The 17,394-nt window shown below is 37.9% G+C and carries 12 protein-coding genes and 1 pseudogene; 10 read left to right on the top strand and 3 right to left on the bottom strand.

What is annotated here, in order from left to right; translation table 11 throughout:
• Window positions 1-595 precede the first annotated feature (595 nt).
• From VXM77_RS07705 to melB, 8 genes and pseudogenes are all read left to right on the top strand, one after another.
• Window positions 596-2,584 carry a peptide ABC transporter substrate-binding protein gene (locus VXM77_RS07705; RefSeq protein ID WP_237658921.1) on the top strand — a complete coding sequence of 663 codons (1,989 nt, stop codon included), beginning with the start codon at window positions 596-598 and terminating at the stop codon, window positions 2,582-2,584.
• Between the two features lie 103 nt (window positions 2,585-2,687).
• The gene (locus VXM77_RS07700) at window positions 2,688-4,244 is read left to right on the top strand and encodes an ABC-F family ATP-binding cassette domain-containing protein (RefSeq protein ID WP_161832000.1); all 1,557 of its coding nucleotides are present in this window, start codon (window positions 2,688-2,690) and stop codon (window positions 4,242-4,244) included.
• A gap of 63 nt (window positions 4,245-4,307) precedes the next feature.
• On the top strand, window positions 4,308-6,599 hold the full coding sequence (locus VXM77_RS07695) for a helicase C-terminal domain-containing protein (RefSeq protein ID WP_338505869.1): 2,292 nt from the start codon (window positions 4,308-4,310) through the stop codon (window positions 6,597-6,599).
• Between the two features lie 131 nt (window positions 6,600-6,730).
• Window positions 6,731-7,192: a MarR family transcriptional regulator gene (locus VXM77_RS07690; protein WP_161832002.1), complete on the top strand. Its 462-nt coding sequence runs from the start codon at window positions 6,731-6,733 to the stop codon at window positions 7,190-7,192.
• The gene (locus tag VXM77_RS07685; protein WP_161832003.1) at window positions 7,185-8,915 is read left to right on the top strand and encodes an ABC transporter ATP-binding protein; all 1,731 of its coding nucleotides are present in this window, start codon (window positions 7,185-7,187) and stop codon (window positions 8,913-8,915) included. The genes VXM77_RS07690 and VXM77_RS07685 overlap by 8 nt, the downstream gene beginning before the upstream one ends.
• Window positions 8,908-10,701 (top strand): ABC transporter ATP-binding protein, encoded by a 1,794-nt coding sequence (locus tag VXM77_RS07680; protein WP_161832004.1) that lies wholly within the window; start codon window positions 8,908-8,910, stop codon window positions 10,699-10,701. Before VXM77_RS07685 ends, VXM77_RS07680 begins: the two co-directional genes overlap by 8 nt.
• 166 nt (window positions 10,702-10,867) lie before the next feature.
• A complete protein-coding gene (locus tag VXM77_RS07675) occupies window positions 10,868-11,434 on the top strand; it encodes a sugar transferase (RefSeq protein ID WP_161832005.1) in 567 nt (188 codons plus the stop codon).
• Window positions 11,435-11,741: 307 nt separating this feature from the next.
• A pseudogene (gene melB, locus VXM77_RS07670) lies at window positions 11,742-13,145 on the top strand (melibiose:sodium transporter MelB).
• A gap of 64 nt (window positions 13,146-13,209) precedes the next feature.
• Here melB and pepT read toward each other — a convergent pair.
• Entirely contained in the window at window positions 13,210-14,445 is a 1,236-nt protein-coding gene (pepT, locus tag VXM77_RS07665) for a peptidase T (protein ID WP_161832007.1), read from the bottom strand.
• A gap of 193 nt (window positions 14,446-14,638) precedes the next feature.
• Here pepT and lepB point away from each other — a divergent pair, with 193 nt between their 5' ends.
• Complete coding sequence (gene lepB, locus VXM77_RS07660; protein ID WP_161832008.1) at window positions 14,639-15,136, top strand: signal peptidase I; 498 nt, start codon at window positions 14,639-14,641, stop codon at window positions 15,134-15,136.
• A gap of 12 nt (window positions 15,137-15,148) precedes the next feature.
• The gene (locus tag VXM77_RS07655) at window positions 15,149-16,042 is read left to right on the top strand and encodes an RluA family pseudouridine synthase (protein ID WP_161832009.1); all 894 of its coding nucleotides are present in this window, start codon (window positions 15,149-15,151) and stop codon (window positions 16,040-16,042) included.
• A 50-nt stretch (window positions 16,043-16,092) separates the two neighbouring features.
• On the opposite strand, the gene VXM77_RS07650 is transcribed toward VXM77_RS07655, so the two are convergent.
• Both VXM77_RS07650 and VXM77_RS07645 read right to left on the bottom strand, forming a co-directional pair.
• Window positions 16,093-16,494, bottom strand: a complete 402-nt coding sequence (locus VXM77_RS07650) for a cytidine deaminase (protein ID WP_161832010.1) — start codon at window positions 16,492-16,494, stop codon at window positions 16,093-16,095.
• Window positions 16,495-16,638: 144 nt separating this feature from the next.
• On the bottom strand, window positions 16,639-17,283 hold the full coding sequence (locus VXM77_RS07645; protein ID WP_161832011.1) for a restriction endonuclease: 645 nt from the start codon (window positions 17,281-17,283) through the stop codon (window positions 16,639-16,641).
• Between the last annotated feature and the right edge of the window lie 111 nt (window positions 17,284-17,394).

Genomic DNA, 17,394 nt, shown 5'->3' with positions numbered 1-17,394 from the left:
TCCATGAGGATACTAATATAAACAACGATGGTGAGGAGGAGGTAGAGCAATCTAATCACAAGATACACGGTATGAAGAAGTGGATGGTGGTCCCACAGGACAGTTAACTTTTGATTAAGTTGATCGATGCCTTGTTTTTTTAGGCTTTTTATACGAGCAAGGATCCCTTCGCCCCAGGAAAAATTTTCAATTAGTATTCGAAGGAACCCAGATATAAGCAAGATAGTCAATTTAAAACAACAAAAAAGATAAAAGATTCGGAACAATATCGAAAAAAAATTCATTTTTTTCACCTCGTTTTTATTTTAACGAGGGAGGGGAGAAAAAACAATAGCGGTGCACAAAATTTTTCAACTCCCTGTTCTTTCCAAGTGAAATAAGGGAATCTGTTTCATTAGAAAATGCTCGCTTTGGATTGATGATAAGTGATAAGTGTGAGAAGTGAACAGGAGAGAGGGTTTTTGGGTGAAAGTTAAGGAATTTGGTGTTTTTTGAAAGAAGATGTATGTTTTGCAACAGAGGTAGAAAAATAAGGGTAGCCAGTTGGCTACTCTTATTTTTGATAGAAACAGGTGATGAGATGAGACGAATGCGGATGTTTTTTTTAATAGGACTGAGTTTTTGTATGTTAGTGGCTGCGATTCCTGTAAAGGCGAAGGAAGACATTTCAACGGATGATTATATTGGGTTTTATGGGATGGATCCGGAGACATTTGATTATCTTTATACGTACAAGACCGTTGATTCAGCGCACTTTGCCAATTTTATTGACGGCTTGCTTGAACATGATGAGTATGGAAATTTAGTAGGCGCGATGGCAACGAGTTGGGAAAGTAATGAAGATAAAACCGTTTGGCGATTTAAGTTAAGAGAGGGGGTGCATTGGTATACGGATGAAGGAGTGGATTATGGTGAAGTGATAGCTGATGATTTTGTTACTGGGCTTTGGCATGCCGCTGATTTTCAATCCCAAACCCTTTATTTGGTGCAACCTTTAATCAAAAATTTAGACGCTTATGTCAAAGGGGAAGTTCCGTTTAGTGAGGTGGGGGTTCGGGCGATTGATGACTATACGCTTGAATATGAGTTGACTCAACCGACGCCGTATTTTCCAACGATGACGACGTATTCGATTTTGCTTCCTGTTAACCGTAGCTTTTTAGAGTCGAAGGGAACCGGTTGCCGTCTTGGGAACCCCGATTATTCAACCTGTCAATTTGGTGCCGTTAAACCGGAATCCATTTTATACAATGGGGCTTATTTCTTAAAAAATTTTACGTCGAAGTCGACGATTGAATATGTAGCCAATCCAAATTATTGGGATAAAGAAAAGGTGCACGTGAAAAAAGTAAAGCTCATTTATTGCCAACAGGCGGACCCGACGACGCTCTTTTTAGCTTTTGATCGTAAGGAGATTGTGTCCGCTCCATTAGATGTGAATAATCCCCCTCTTGTGAAACGTGCGAAAGAAAAATATGGGGATTCTATCTTTGTGACGGATACAAACGGTGCGGTAGCGTTTGCGACCTTTGTTTTTAATCGTCAACAGTATCATTCACCGCTAGATAGTAAACAGGATGTTTCACCCAAAACAAACAAACAACGGGAGGATACAAAACAGGCCCTTTTGAATACTTCTTTTCGACGCGCGATTATGCGAGCGATTGATACGGAATCGATTAATCGTCAAATGGTTGGCGATGAATTGAAAAAGACTTCGTTAAGAAATATGCTTACTCAACCGACTTTTGTTAAAACCTCGACGGGAGAATACTATGGGACGTTAGTGAGCGATTCGCTAAAAGGGTTAGATGCTAAGCTTTACTCTAAACAACTGAGTCTTGAGGATGGACAAATGGCCTTTTTTAATCCGGAACTTGCAAAAGAGCAGTTGGCGATTGCTAAAGAGGAGTTAAGTCGTGAGGGCGTTCAATTTCCCGTTTATTTAGATGTGATTTTAAATGGAGAAAGCGAGACGAGTTTTCGAAGTGCTCAGGCTTTAAAACAAAGTATCGAGGAATCTTTAGAAGGAGAGGTTCGTCTGAACCTCATTATGAGTTCTCGTGAGAATTTATTGGCGTCAAAAACGGCGGAGTTAGTGAATAGTGACTTGATCTTCTCGGCCGGGTGGTCACCTGATTACGGAGATCCGAAAAGTTATTTAGACATTTTAGACCCGGATAACGGGGATTTGTTAAAAAGTTTTGGTCTTAACCGAGCGGCTGTCCAAAGCGAGGAAGAAAAAGAGATTAAGGAACAGATAGGATTGTATATTTATAAGGAGTTAAAGGACCTTGCGAATGCTGAAGTGGCGAATATAGATAAGCGATATGAGCTTTATGCGGATGCTGAGGCGTATGCAATTGATCAAGCTTATTTTATTCCGCTTTATTCTTCAGGGGGGAGTTATGCGATTACGCGAATTATTCCGTATACGAAATCATATAGCCCGTATGGATTGTCATCGATGAAGTTTAAACGCATGCAATTAAGTGAGGAAATTATTACGTTAAAAGAGCGCAATAAACGGTATGAAAGATGGCAACAAGAAAAAGGTGGTCAGTTGGAGTCCACCCAAATTTAGCAAGTGAAAAAATACTTTTCATTCCCTACAATGTGAGATATAATCGAATAAGATAAAATTCAATCGACACATGGAGAAGGTGTGTTTGAAGGGAGAGTCGTTAATGAGTGTTTTAAATGTAACAAACTTAAGTCATGGATTTGGGGACCGCGCCATTTTTGAAAATGTTTCATTCCGTTTATTAAAAGGTGAGCACGTTGGATTAGTTGGAGCAAACGGTGAAGGAAAATCAACGTTCATGAATATTATTACGGGAAAATTGGCGCCTGATGAAGGAAAAGTTGAGTGGTCACGCAATGTCCGTGTTGGATATTTAGACCAGCATGTTGCTTTACAAGAGGGAATGACCATCCGTGATGTGCTAAAAACTGCCTTCCAATATTTATTTGATATGGAAGCAAAAATTAATGATTTATACATGAAAATGGGAGAGGTATCTCCAGAAGAAATGGATGCCTTACTTGAGGAAGTTGGGGTCTTACAGGATATTTTAACGAATAATGATTTTTATGTCATTGATGCGAAGGTTGAAGAAGTTGCAAAAGGATTAGGATTACAAGAAATTGGTTTAGAACGTGATGTAACGGAATTGAGTGGGGGACAACGTTCGAAAGTTTTACTTGCAAAATTATTACTTGAAAAACCGGATATTTTATTATTAGATGAGCCAACGAACCACTTAGATGAGGCGCATATTACATGGTTGACGCGTTATTTACAAGAGTATGAAAATGCCTTTATTTTAATCTCACATGATATTCCATTTTTAAATAGTGTGATTAATCTCATCTACCACATGGCAAATCAGGAGTTAAACCGTTATGTGGGAGATTACGATAACTTCGTCCGTATTTATGAGGCGAAAAAAGCACAGTTAGAATCAGCGTATAAAAAACAACAACAAGAAATCGCTGATTTGAAAGATTTCGTTGCGCGTAATAAGGCACGTGTCTCAACACGTAATATGGCGATGTCACGTCAAAAGAAATTAGATAAGATGGAGATTATTGAACTGGCAGCTGAGCGTCCAAAACCTGAATTTAATTTTAAAGTGGCTCGTACCGCTGGACGTTATATTTTTGAAACAAAAGATTTAGTGATTGGGTACGACGAGCCGTTATCAGCTCCTTTAAATTTAACGATGGAGCGTGGACAGAAGATTGCAATCTGTGGGGCAAACGGAATCGGGAAAACAACGTTATTACGTAGTATCTTAGGAGAAATTCCTGCTATTTCTGGAAGTGTTGAATTAGGTGAACATTTACATATTGGTTACTTTGAACAAGAAATCAAAGGTGGAAAAGACAAAACATGTTTACAAGAGTTTTGGGATGAGTTTCCACATTTAACACAAGGTGAAGCACGTGCAGCATTAGCTAAGTGTGGATTAACAACAAAACATATCGAAAGTAAAGTCATGGTTTTAAGTGGAGGGGAACAAGCCAAAGTTCGCTTAGCTAAATTAATTAACCGTGAAACGAACGTCTTAATTCTCGATGAGCCGACAAACCATTTAGATGTAGACGCGAAGGAAGAATTAAAACGAGCATTAAAAGAATATAAAGGAAGTGTCCTTTTAATTTCCCATGAACCTGAGTTTTATCGTGAGGTTGTGACTGATATTTGGGATGGGGAAAAATGGACTACTCGCTTAGTTTAGGGGAAGAATCGAGCCGTTGAAGGCTCATTCTTCTTTTTTTTTATTTAAGTGGGAGGTGATGGCATGATTATTAAAAAAGGCATTAAAGATATTGTGAGTTATGTGTATCAACAAGGTGATTTGAATTTAGAATATTTTTCTGCTAATCGCGCCCAGTATGGGACGAAAGCTCACCAGGCGATTCAGGAGCGATATTTAGAGGAAGAATGCGAGGTTTATGTAGAAGGGCGTTACGCGATCGGTGAGCATGAATTTCACCTTAATGGACGAGTGGATTTATTGCTTGAACGAGAGGGGCAATGGATCGTAGGGGAGATTAAATCGACTACCCGGCCATTAGACGCTATTATTCCAGGGGATCGTCCTACCCATCTTGCACAGGCAAAAGTTTATGCATACTTACTTTTATGCGAGCATCCGGAGTGGGAACAAGTTTTGGTGCGGCTAATTTATTGTGATTTAGAAGGCGTGCAAACGCGACAAATCGATGAAATGTATACGAAGGAAGAGTTAGAACCTTTTATGGAGCAAACGTTACAAATTTATTTGAAGTGGTATTTGATTCTCGTTCGTTCGATGACGTTGAAATTAAAGTCAGCTAAAAGTTTCACCTTTCCGTTTGGTGATTTTAGAAGTTACCAACGAGAACTTTCGGCATCCGTTTATCACTGTATTAAAGAACGTAAACAACTGCTATTACGAGCCCCAACGGGGATCGGTAAAACGATGGGAACTATTTTTCCAAGTATTAAGGCGTTGAGTGATCAAGAACAAAAAATATTTTATTTAACGGCAAAAACAATAGGAAGGCAAGTCGCTGAAAAAGCTTTTGATGTGTGTTTGGCGACGGGGTGGGTAGCAAAAGTGACCACGATTACCGCGAAGGAAAAAATTTGTTTGATGGAAGAGGTAAAGTGCGACCCCACTTATTGTCCGTATGCTAAAGGTTATTTTGACCGGATCAATGAGGCGGTCAAAGACCTATTTGAAACTGAGCAACTCTTTAATCGCGATCGGCTAGTGGCGTATGCTAAAAAGCATCAGGTGTGTCCTTTTGAGTATTCGCTAGCGATGGCTTCAATTAGTGACGCGATTATCGGTGATTATAACTACATGTTTGATCCACGTGCCTATTTGCGACGCTTTTTTGACGAACCTTCCCCTCATATTGCGTTAATAGATGAGGCACATAATTTGTATGATCGAGCATGTGAGATGTTTAGTGCTTCTTTGACTAAAGGAAAGGTTCAAGAGCTTAAACGTCTATTCAAAGGAAAGAGCAAATCACTTAATAAGGCATTAAACGCCCTCAATTTGAAGTTATTAGAGTATCGGCAAGAGTTAGAGGAGGATAAAAAACAGGAAATTTTTAAGGAGGAAGTCGAGTCTTCTTTTTTAACGAAAGTGATGGCTTTATTAGAAGGGTTAGAAAAATATTTATATGCGCATCCTACAACGGAGTATAAGCCGCAATTAATGGATTTATATTTTGAATGTCATCAGTTTTTACGAATATCTGACTTTTATAATGAATGTTTTCGTGTTCGGTATGAAAGGATGGGGATAGATTTAAAAATCAGTTTGATTTGTTTAAACCCGAGTCTCTATCTTTATGACCGAATGCAGCACGTTCGTTCGGCTATTTTGTTTTCGGCGACGCTTCATCCGTTAAGTTATTATCAGACGGTGTTGCTTCATGATGAGGCGTGTGAGCAGATTTTTTTACCGTCCCCATTTGAGCGTGAAAATTTAGATTTGTATGTTCATTACGGCATTTCAACGAAGTATAAGCAGCGGGAAGCTTCTTTGTCGAAACTTGTGTTTACGGTTTTTCAAGTCACGCGTCAGAGAAAAGGAAATTATTTTATTTTTTTCCCGTCTTATCAGTATTTAGAGCAAGTGTTTGAGGGCTATAAATCGTTAGTTGGCGAGGAGCAAGTGGTGATTGCTCAGGAGCGTGAGATGGATGAACATGATCGTGAGGTATTTTTAGCTCAATTTGAGGCTCAGTCGGAAAAGACATTGGTGGCGTTTGCTGTTTTAGGAGGCATATTTAGTGAAGGGATTGATTTGATTGGGGACCGTTTAATTGGATCGGTCATCGTCGGGGTTGGACTTCCACAACTTAATCCATTAACTGAACAACGACGGTTATATTTTGAGGAAACCTTTCAAAAGGGGTATTTATATGCGTATCTTTATCCGGGATTTAATAAGGTGATGCAGGCCGTTGGACGTGTGATTCGTTCAGATACCGATCGTGGGATTGTTGTTTTAATTGATGAGCGTTATGTAGAGCCGACGTATTTATCGTTATTTCCTTACGAATGGCAGCATGCGAAGTTTTTAAAGTAGTTTGTTTGCGCAGAAGAAGGCCTGTAGTCATTATTTTTTTGGAAGTGATTGACTTTAACCGACAATTATGTTAAATATTAAGATATCTAATAGTTTGATATCTAATCATTTAGAAGGAAGGAGCACCGTTGATGAAAGATGAATGCGAAGGACATGAGTTATTAGATTTGAACCGATTATTTGTAAAAACAGCTAAAATGCATCGCCGAATTTTTCAATATGAATTTCAAAAGCTTGGCTTAACGGAGGGGCAACCGAAAGTATTAGACTATTTGCATCGTCATAATGGCTGTTCGCAAAAGGAGTTAGCTAAACATTGCCATATTCAACCGGCGACGGTGACGAGTTTGCTCGCACATTTGGAGCGACGGGGATTGATTTATCGGCAGGCTAATCAGGATGATCGCCGAATGACGAACGTTTTTTTAACGGAGATGGGAATGGAGTTAAAATATCGAATTAATCAAGCTTTCCGTCAAATCGATGATTGTTTGTTTGAAGGTTTTACATCATCAGAGCGAGGGCAAATGAAAGAGTATTTAGAGCGAATGTATGAAAATTTGCGTCGAAAGGAGATTGAGGCACATGATTAAACTATTACGCTATTTAAAGGGATCGGCCATCCTTTATGCGATTTTGGCCCCTTTATTTATGCTTGTTGAAGTTTCGATGGATTTAATGTTACCGACGATGTTATCGAATATTATTGACATTGGAATTACAAATGGCGACACGACCTATGTATGGATGACCGGAGCTAAAATGATTGGATTTGCGGTGATCGGATTGATTGGCGGTGTTGGATGTTCCATTTTTTCAACGATTGCTGCTGTCAACTTAGGACAAAATTTGCGTGATGGATTATTTGCGACGATCCAGTCCCTCTCTTTTTTAGAATTGGATCATTTTAAAACATCATCGTTAATTACGAGATTGACTAATGATATTACTCAGATTCAAACCATGGTGATGATGGGGTTGCGTATTTTAGTGCGAGCACCGTTATTATGCATTGGTGGAATTTTAATGGCTTATCGATTAAGTTCAGATTTATCTGGTATTTTTGTTATTACAATTCCTGTTATTTTAATCTTTGTTGCTATCGTCATGTCACGATCGTTCCCATTGTTTAAAAGTATGCAGGAAAAAATCGATAAAGTGAACAATGTCATGCGTGAAAACTTATTAGGGGTTCGCGTCATTAAGGCATTTACGATTGAACATAAACAAAAAGATCGATTTAATGAAGCAAATGATGATTTAATGAATCAAAGTATTCGTGCTCAGAAATTGATGATTATTTTAAATCCAGTGGTCATGCTTTTAGTTAACTTTAGTATCGTTGCTGTCTTATGGTATGGTGGATTTTTAGTTCAAGCAGGTGTGTTAGAGACTGGAAAAATCATGGCGTTCATCAATTATTTAACGCAAATTATGATGTCGTTAATGATGGTTATTATGATATCGATGAACTTTTCCAGGGCAAAAGCGTCAGCAGATCGTATTAATGAAGTGTTAATGACGGAATCAAGCATTCAAGATTCAAAGAGTCCTGAGGTCATCGATCAGTATGATATTGAATTTAAAGATGTGTCATTTAAATATCATGATCACAGTGAAGAGGTTCTAACGGATCTTTCCTTTAAAATTAAACAAGGAGATCGGGTAGGGATAATTGGTGGAACAGGTGCAGGTAAAAGTTCGCTTGTTCAGTTAATTCCTCGTCTTTACGATGTAAGTTCGGGGGAGGTCTTAATTGGTGGTCGAAATGTTAAAGAGGTAAGCCTACATGAATTACGAGATAAAATTGGCGTAGTTTTACAAGAGAGTATTTTGTTTTCGGGAACAATTGAGTCGAATATTAAATTTGGATATCATGACGCGACGGATGAAGAATTAGACCAAGCGGCAAGAGATGCACAAGCCATGGAGTTTATTCAATTAAAAGAGTCTGGTTATCAGACAGAAGTTGAACAACGTGGGAAAAATTTATCGGGTGGACAGAAACAACGGGTTTCCATTGCAAGGACTTTGATTCGTAAACCTAAAATTTTAATTTTAGATGATTCTTCAAGCGCATTGGATATGGCAACCGAGCGTCAATTACAAGAGGCAATTAAAGAACAGATGACAGGGAGTACGGTGATTATGATTGCCCAACGTATTTCGGCAGTCATGGATGCCAACCAGATTATTGTTCTTGATCAGGGACATATTTCGGGAATCGGGACGCATGAGGAATTATTAAAAACGAATGAAATCTATCGTAGTATCGCCATTTCACAATTAGGAGAGGAGGCGGTTCATCATGGCTAGACCGATGGGGCCAGGGGCCGGACCTGGTGGGCGTTTTCACCAAGCTGAAAAGTTAAAAAATCCGAAGTCAACGATTAAACGATTGCTTGGTTACATGAGTCATAAAATTTATGCCTTAATTTTCGTTTGTTTATTATGTATTATTTCGACGGTTGTTAATGTGTTAGCAACGAATTACTACGGGAATATTATTGATGATTATATTGTGCCACACGATTTAGCAGGGTTAAAATGGATGTGCCTTTTTATCGCTGGCATTTACTTCATTAGCGTGTTAGCCACGTACTTTCAAAATTTAATTATGGTGAAGCTTTCACAAGAAACGACGGCTGAAATTCGCCGAAATTTATTTACAAGTATGCAAAAACTACCGCTACGTTTTTTTGATACCCACTCAAGCGGTGATTTAATGAGTCGTCTAACGAATGATGTCGATAACATTAATATGACCTTATCACAAAGTATTACACAAATGTTTTCAGGGATTGTAACGATTATCGGAATGTTAATCGCGATGATTGTATTAAGTCCTGCATTAACAGTGGTCGGACTCATTACGACGCCGTTGATGTTTTTAACTTCACGATTTTTAGTGAAAAAAACTCAACCGTTCTTTATTAAACAACAACAAGATTTAGGAAATCTTAATGGGTACATCGAAGAAATTGTTTCCGGACAAAAGGCCGTTCTTTTATTTTCACAAGAAGAAACGGTTGAAAATGAGTTTGGTAAAATTAATCGTCAATTAACGAAAAGTTCGATTATGGCCCAAGCCTTGTCAGGATTTATGGGACCATTAAATAACTTTATTAATAATATGACCTTTTTAATCGTAGCCGTTGTTGGGGGGATTTTGGCCCTAAACACAACAGGGCTTTCAATTGGGAATATCTTTGTCTTTATCTTATATATGAGAAGTTTTACGCGTCCGATCAATGAGATTTTGAATATTTTTAACACGGTTCAATCAGCATTAGCGGGGGCAGAGCGCGTATTTGAAATTATGGATGAAGCCCCGGAATTAGATCCTGATGGAGCACATGATATAGCTGAGCTCGATGGAGACGTTGTATTAGAACATGTTAAATTCTCATATGATAAAGGAAAAACGATTTTAAAAGATGCGTGTATCCATGCCAAAAGGGGAGAAACCGTTGCGATTGTTGGGCCAACAGGGGCAGGAAAAACGACCATCATCAATTTATTAACAAAATTCTACGATATTGATTCAGGAAATATTTTAATTGATGGTGAAAATATTGACCGCTTGACGCGTTCAAGTTTACGTCGTAATATTTCGATGGTGTTACAAGACACCTATCTTTTCTCTGAAACGGTTCGTGAGAATATTCGCTATGGACGATTAGATGCGACGGATGAAGATGTGATCTTAGCGGCTAAAATGGCGAATGCCCATGCATTTATCATGCAGTTACCGGATGGGTATGATACGATTTTATCAGATAATGGAAGTAACCTCTCACAGGGACAACGTCAATTGTTAGCCATTGCTCGCGCAGTTTTATCAAAAGCATCTATCTTGATTTTAGATGAGGCAACTTCATCTATTGATACGCGAACAGAGGTTCAAATTCAAAAAGCGATGCTGCGTCTGATGGAAGGGAAAACAACCTTTGTTATTGCTCATCGTTTAAGCACGATTAAAAACGCTGATCAAATTTTAGTTTTAAATCAGGGAGAAATTATTGAGCAGGGAACACATGAATCACTGCTTAAATGCAATGGATTCTATGCTAATTTGTATAATAGCCAATTTCGTGAATAGAAATCAAAAACTCTTAAAAGCTAGCGATGATGCTTAGCTTTTAAGAGTTTTTTTATAAGGGAAAAGGAGGGAACGAATCATCAAAAAGTGACATATACTGCTATTAGAATATTTCCTCATTATATGGGGAGATGAGTCAAATGTCAGAAAATAAGGGGGTGTGAAAATGAAGCGCTGGTTTGATATTGTCGTTTCAAGTACATTACTTGTCGCCCTCTCGCCACTGTATTTAATTATTTTTATACTTGTATATCTAGATATCGGATGGCCTGTTTTTGAGAAACAACGCTATCCTGGCATGAACGAACAGTGGTTTACAATCTCCCGTTTTCGTACCATGAATCGGGCATGCAATGAAAAGGGCGAACTATTGCCCGCCGATCAACGATTAAGTGTTATCGGCTATTATTTAAAAAGGTTTAAGTTGGACCATTTGCCTGAATTTTATAATGTGTTACGTGGGGAAATGAGTTTAGTAGGACCACGACCAGGATTTATTCGTTCGATTCCTAGTAAAGATGTTAACCTCACTCGCCATTCCGTTTGCCCGGGAATGACAGGCTGGAGTCAATTACACGGAAAAAGCTTAACATGGGAAGAAAAGTTAGCCTTAGATTTATACTATGTGAAACATCAAAGTCTATGGTTTGATATTAAAATATTAGTGTTAAGTTTAGGTTTACTTTTTATTAAAAAACCTTTAAAAGTAAAAATAACTAAAAAAGATGAGTGAAACAAAAGGAGATTCACTCATCTTTTTTTACGCTTTTTTTCATAAAGGTTTAAGCTTCTTTGTTTTCATTACTTCTTTTAAGTTAAGCTTTTTTTAAAAAGAAAAATAAAGACACACTCTAGAATGGAATAAGAAACAGACATCTAACCATTTAAAACAAACATTAATGAGTTGTCTTTATAAATGGAATAAAAATTAGTAAAAAAAATGAAATCAATTCCATAAAAGCGCTTGCAACAAAATCGGATGGGTGGTATTTTATGTACATAGTCGTTTAGTAAACGGTTACATTAAGAGGAGGGGAATTATGAAATTAACAAATTCAGCCAAATACGCATACGGATTTGGTGCATTAGGAAAGGATTTAGTTTGTGGGGTTGTTGGTGTTTACATTATGTTTTACTTTACAGATGTGATTGGGTTAAACCCGGCATTTGTTGGAACACTTTTTTTGATTGCGCGGGTGTGGGATACAGTAAATGATCCGATGATGGGAATGTTAGTAGACAATACGCGAACAAAGTGGGGAAAATTTAGACCATGGATTTTAATAGGAACTTTAATAAATGCGGTTGTTTTATTTTTCTTATTTAAGAAGCCAGACTTAACAGGGGCCCCATTATATGCTTATTTTTCAGTCATGTATATCTTATGGGGAATGACATATACCATTATGGATATCCCATATTGGTCAATGATTCCTTCTTTAACGCAAGACAAAGAGGAACGAGAAAAAATATCTGTTATTCCGCGAGTGTTTGCAGCGATTGGAAATTTATGTGTAGCAACGTTTGGATTATCGATGGTTCATCAATTAGGTAAGGGCAATCAAGCGAAAGGTTTTGAATATTTAGCGTTAGGAATTTCTATTATTTTTATTATCACCTCTGTTGTGATGTGCTTAAAGGTGAAAGAGCCATCAACGAAAGTTGCTAAGACTAATGCCTAAGAAACGGACCGAGTGACACTGAAACAAACATTTAAAATTATTGGGCAAAATGGTCAATTAAAAGTGTTTATCGTTATTGTGTTATGTATGAACTTAATGTTATCATTTTTAGGCGGAATGGCACTTTATTACTTTAAATATGTGACTCAAAATGAAGGAATGTTCCAAATCTATAATGGATGTGCTGGATTCGCAGAAATTGCTGGTTTATTAATGTTCCCAATTTTAGTGAAAAGAATGGGACGTAAGCATGTATTTAGATTAGGATGTGTCTCACCGATTGTTGGGCTATTGGTATTACTTGTTTGTGGCTTTATTGCTCCTCAAAATACATTATTGGTTGCTATCGGTGCATTTTTAGCTCGAGCGGGAGGAGGATTAATTATCGCCTCATCAACAGTTATGCTTGCTGATGTTGTAGATTATAGTGAGTACAAATTTGGAACGCGAAATGAAAGTATTATCTTTTCATGTCAGACGCTACTTGTTAAATCGGCTAGTGCTTTAAGCGGATGGTTAATTGGAGTCGGGCTTGCTGCCTTTGGTTATGTAGCAAATGCACAACAAACAATGACAACAATGATGGGGATGCGAGGACTAATGTTCGTCTTACCAGCAATTTTTATTGCACTATGTTTCATTGTTTATAAAAAGTATTACAAAATCACAGGGGATTATCATGAGGAAATTATTAAGGAATTAGAGGCACGTCAACAAGCTAGAAAACAAGGGCTAGAAGTTACTAACCTCAGTTATGAATAAAATAAAAAGGGAATTGAAACGAGGGGGTTCAATTCCCTTTTTTAGGTTTTAATGGGGAAGTTGTTTAACGTGAATAGTTGAATGTTGCACCAAGCTCTGCAATTTTAACAATCACATCAACAGCTTTTTCCATTGACGGAACAGGGATATATTCAAATTTCCCATGGAAATTATGTCCACCTGTAAAGAGGTTAGGGGTAGGCAATCCGCGGAATGATAAACCAGAACCATCTGTCCCTCCTCGAATTGGAATAATAAGTGGTTCGACATCGGATTCAATAAGTGCTTGTTTGGCTAATTCAACAATATACATTTTATCTTCAATTTGAAGGTGCATATTGTAATATTGATCCGTTAGTGTCAGTTCAATAGGCTTGGTTGGATATTGACGATTAAACTGCTCAGTTAATTGCTGAATAAATTGTTTGCGTTCATTAAATTTGTCTGAATTAAAATCACGAATGATAATTTTTAAAGTGGCTTCTTCACAGTTACCACTAATTGAAGTTAGGTGGTAAAACCCTTCATATTTTTCAGTTGATTGTGGGGTTTCAAGTTTAGGAAGGTGGTTCATGAATTCGGTGGCAATAAGTCCAGCGTTAATCATTTTGTTTTTAGCATCTCCAGGGTGGACGCTTTTTCCATGAATCGTTATTTTTGCTTCAGCGGCATTGAATGATTCATACTGTAATTCCCCAAGAACTCCGCCGTCGACGGTATAGGCAAAATCTGCTCCAAACTTTTCGACTTGGAATTTGGATGCCCCGTGTCCGATTTCTTCATCTGGAGTAAAGGCTACCTTAATGCATCCGTGCTTAATCTCGGGATGCTTCACTAAGTAGTCCATTGCTGTCATGATTTCAGCAATCCCCGCTTTGTCATCGGCACCAAGTAAGGTTGTCCCATCCGTTGTAACAAGTGTTTGTCCCACATATTGATTTAAAGATGGAAAATCATTGGGCGAAAGGATGATGTTTTTTTCTTTATTTAATAAAATATCTCCTCCTTGATAGTTAACAACTTGGGGATTAACATGGGTAGCCGTAAAATCAGGGCTCGTATCTAAGTGAGAGATAAAGGCGATGACAGGGACATCGTGAGAGATATTACTTTCTAATGTTGCATAGACATATCCGTTTTCATCTTTTTCAACTTGAGTTAATCCAATTTCTTTTAACTCCTGAACAAGGATATCCCCAAAGGCTAATTGCGATGGCGTTGACGGAGTTGTTTGGGCCGTGGGGTTTGATTGCGTATCGTATGTGACATAGTTTAAAAAACGTTCCATAACTGTTTTCATCAAGCATTCCTCCAATAATTATTTTGCTTAGTATGTGCATACCGGTTAAGGTTATGTATAGTCTACCATAATTTTGAAAATTATATAAGAGAAGTTGTCAGAAGTTTATGATTCTTTGCAGAAATCATTCGATTGAAGGAAAATGTGTTATAATAAGGAATGGGTATGACAATGAGTGGAAAGAGGGGATAACGTGAAGGAAGAAAGTACATGGTTAGACTATGCGGTCGAGATTGGATGTAGTTTAGGTATAGGGTATTTGATTTCACGCTTTGTTCGTGTGGCGATTGCACGAGGGGAATCGATGCGACCGACGATTAAGAACAATCAGCCCATTTTACTAGATTGTCGCCGTTCACGTAAGCAAAGGCTAAGAAGACAGGATTTGATCGCTTTTCGAGCACACCAAAAAAAGCAGTTGAAGTTTTTCTTAAAGCGCGTCATTGCGCTTCCAGGAGATCATTTGGTGATCGAATCGGGACGCGTTTTTGTTAATGGCCATCTGATTGAAGAGGATTACTTAAATGAACCGATGAACGGTCATAATAAAGTGGACCTCATGATTGACAAAGGAAAGTTATTTGTAATGGGAGATAATCGAAATGATAGTCTGGATTCGCGAAGTCCACGCCTAGGTGTGATTGATATTGAAAAAGATGTACTAGGTGTTGTTGTTCAATTAAAAAAGTAAGGAAGTGATCGAATGACAACGATTCGTAAAGATGAACAGTTAATTTTTATTATAAACGACGAACAGGCGGGACAAACAGTTCGTGAATTTTTACAGGGGTACCATCTATCTCGTAAAAAAATTCATGAGATGTATATGAATAAAAAGGTGAGATTAAACGGGAATAGCGTTTCTTTTGAAACAATCCTTCATGCGTCTGATGAACTGGCTATCGCTCTTTTTGAGGAGGAGGAAATTGATTTTTTACCTCAAAAGATGCCATTAGAAATTATCTATGAAGATGATCATCTATTAATTATTAATAAACCAGCTGGATTAATGGTTCATCCTGATCAAAAGGATGGGAAGGGGACACTTGCTAATGGGGTAGCTTATTACTATGAGAGGCGAGGAATGAAACACCGTGTTCGCTATATTCACCGATTAGATACAGAGACGAGCGGTGGAATTATTTTTGCTAAAACATATTTAGCTCATAGTTTGTTAGATTATTGGTTAAGTGAGAAGAAAATCAGACGTTGGTATGTAGCCCTTGTTTCTGGCACGTTGAAGACGAAAAAGGGGAAAATCGACGCACCAATTGGAAGGGATCGTCATCACGGTGCTCGACGTCGTGTCAGTTCAAAAGGGGATCGTGCGCTTACTTATTATCAGTTAAAACGACAGTATCAAGGATATGCCTTGGTAGAATTAGAGTTGAAAACAGGACGTACGCATCAAATAAGGGTTCATATGAGTCATCTTGGGCACCCACTTCTTGGGGATGTCCTATACGGAGGAGCAAAAGATAAAATGAAACGTCTGGCGCTGCATTCTGCACGGATTGAAATGCTTCATCCAATTACACGTGAACCGTTAATGCTACATATTCCAATACCAAACGACATGAAGCGCTGGATAAAATAATAAAGACCACCCATTAATAAGGTGGTCTTTATTATTTTATCCATTGAGGGTTATTTATCAAACTCTACATGTTTTGCCAAACGCCAATCATATGGAAGGAGATCTTTGAGTGGAACGGCCTTTGTACGATTAATAAGAATTTTGGCATGAATATTTTGGTCGTCAAGTTGACTAATAAACTCTCGACATCGACCACATGGGGGTAATATATTTCCCCGTTTATTGATGGCTACCATTTTTACGATATGACTTTCTCCGGCTGTAATCATAGCGGCAGCAGCCGCGTGCTCTGCGCAAAACCCCATGGAGCATTTAGTTTCAATGCAAACACCTGTATAAATATGGCCACTCTCGGTTAAAATGGCAGCTGCAACACTTCCAGCTTCGGCAGCAGCTGAGAGGTGACGGGGATTTAAAACTTCCGTCGCTTTACGAATTAATTCATCAAACATACAAGTCCCTCCTCATGGTATGAGAGATAGTTGGGTTTATAATAATAGCAGAAAAGAAATTTGAAGTCAATTAGTATTAACTATAGACAAAAAGGAGGATTTTATAAAAGGTAAGTGAAAAAACGGTCTCCTTGTATAAAAAATTTACCAATCTGAGCTTTCGATTAGTGTCTCAATTAATTGCTCGCCATCAATTAAGAAAATAGGTTTATCTTTGGCAAATGTATAACAATCGGCGTCGAATGGGCTTAATGTTACAAATACGCCTTGATCAATTTGTTGGTTTCTCATCATTAAATGAAGACGTTCTAAATAGGATTGAGGAATTTCATGAGTGTTTGCATTTAAAAGACAGGAAACTAACACTTTTTGATCTTCTAAATACATTTCAATGTCATAAAATTGTTCATTCATTCGTGGCGTTAAAAAAATTCGTTTGAATCCTTTGATCCGAAATAAATCGGCAACAAGTTCCCCAAAATCAGAAGGATTCATCGAAGAAACTTGCTGATAAAGCGCATTTTTTTTCTGCGTTAATTTTTTTTCTGCTAAATCGATACATTGGCTATCTCGTTTTAAATCTCGAGAATAGCATTGGTATTTTAAAAAACAAATCACAACAAATGAAAGTAATAAAAAGAGTAGTGTATACTGTGATGCTGTCCATTCCGCTAAGTCTAGGCTTAAGGTATAGCGAATTTGAATGAGAAAAAAGATGGACAGCAGTAAGGAACAATAAAAGAAAAACATCATTTGTTGACGCGATGATTTTAGTGAGTTTGTAGACATCCTAGGACCCCTCCGCTTAAATAAGTTTCTGTTAGTATGGATACTATTTGAAAAAATTATACCATTTAATGTAAGTTGATTGAGTTTTTTAGCCCACGAGTGGAGGGGGGA

Source organism: Turicibacter sp. KK003 (genome assembly GCF_037014675.1).
In the GTDB taxonomy this organism is placed as follows: Bacteria; Bacillota_I; Bacilli_A; order MOL361; family Turicibacteraceae; genus Turicibacter; species Turicibacter faecis.
This window is presented reverse-complemented; position numbering and strand designations above follow the sequence as displayed.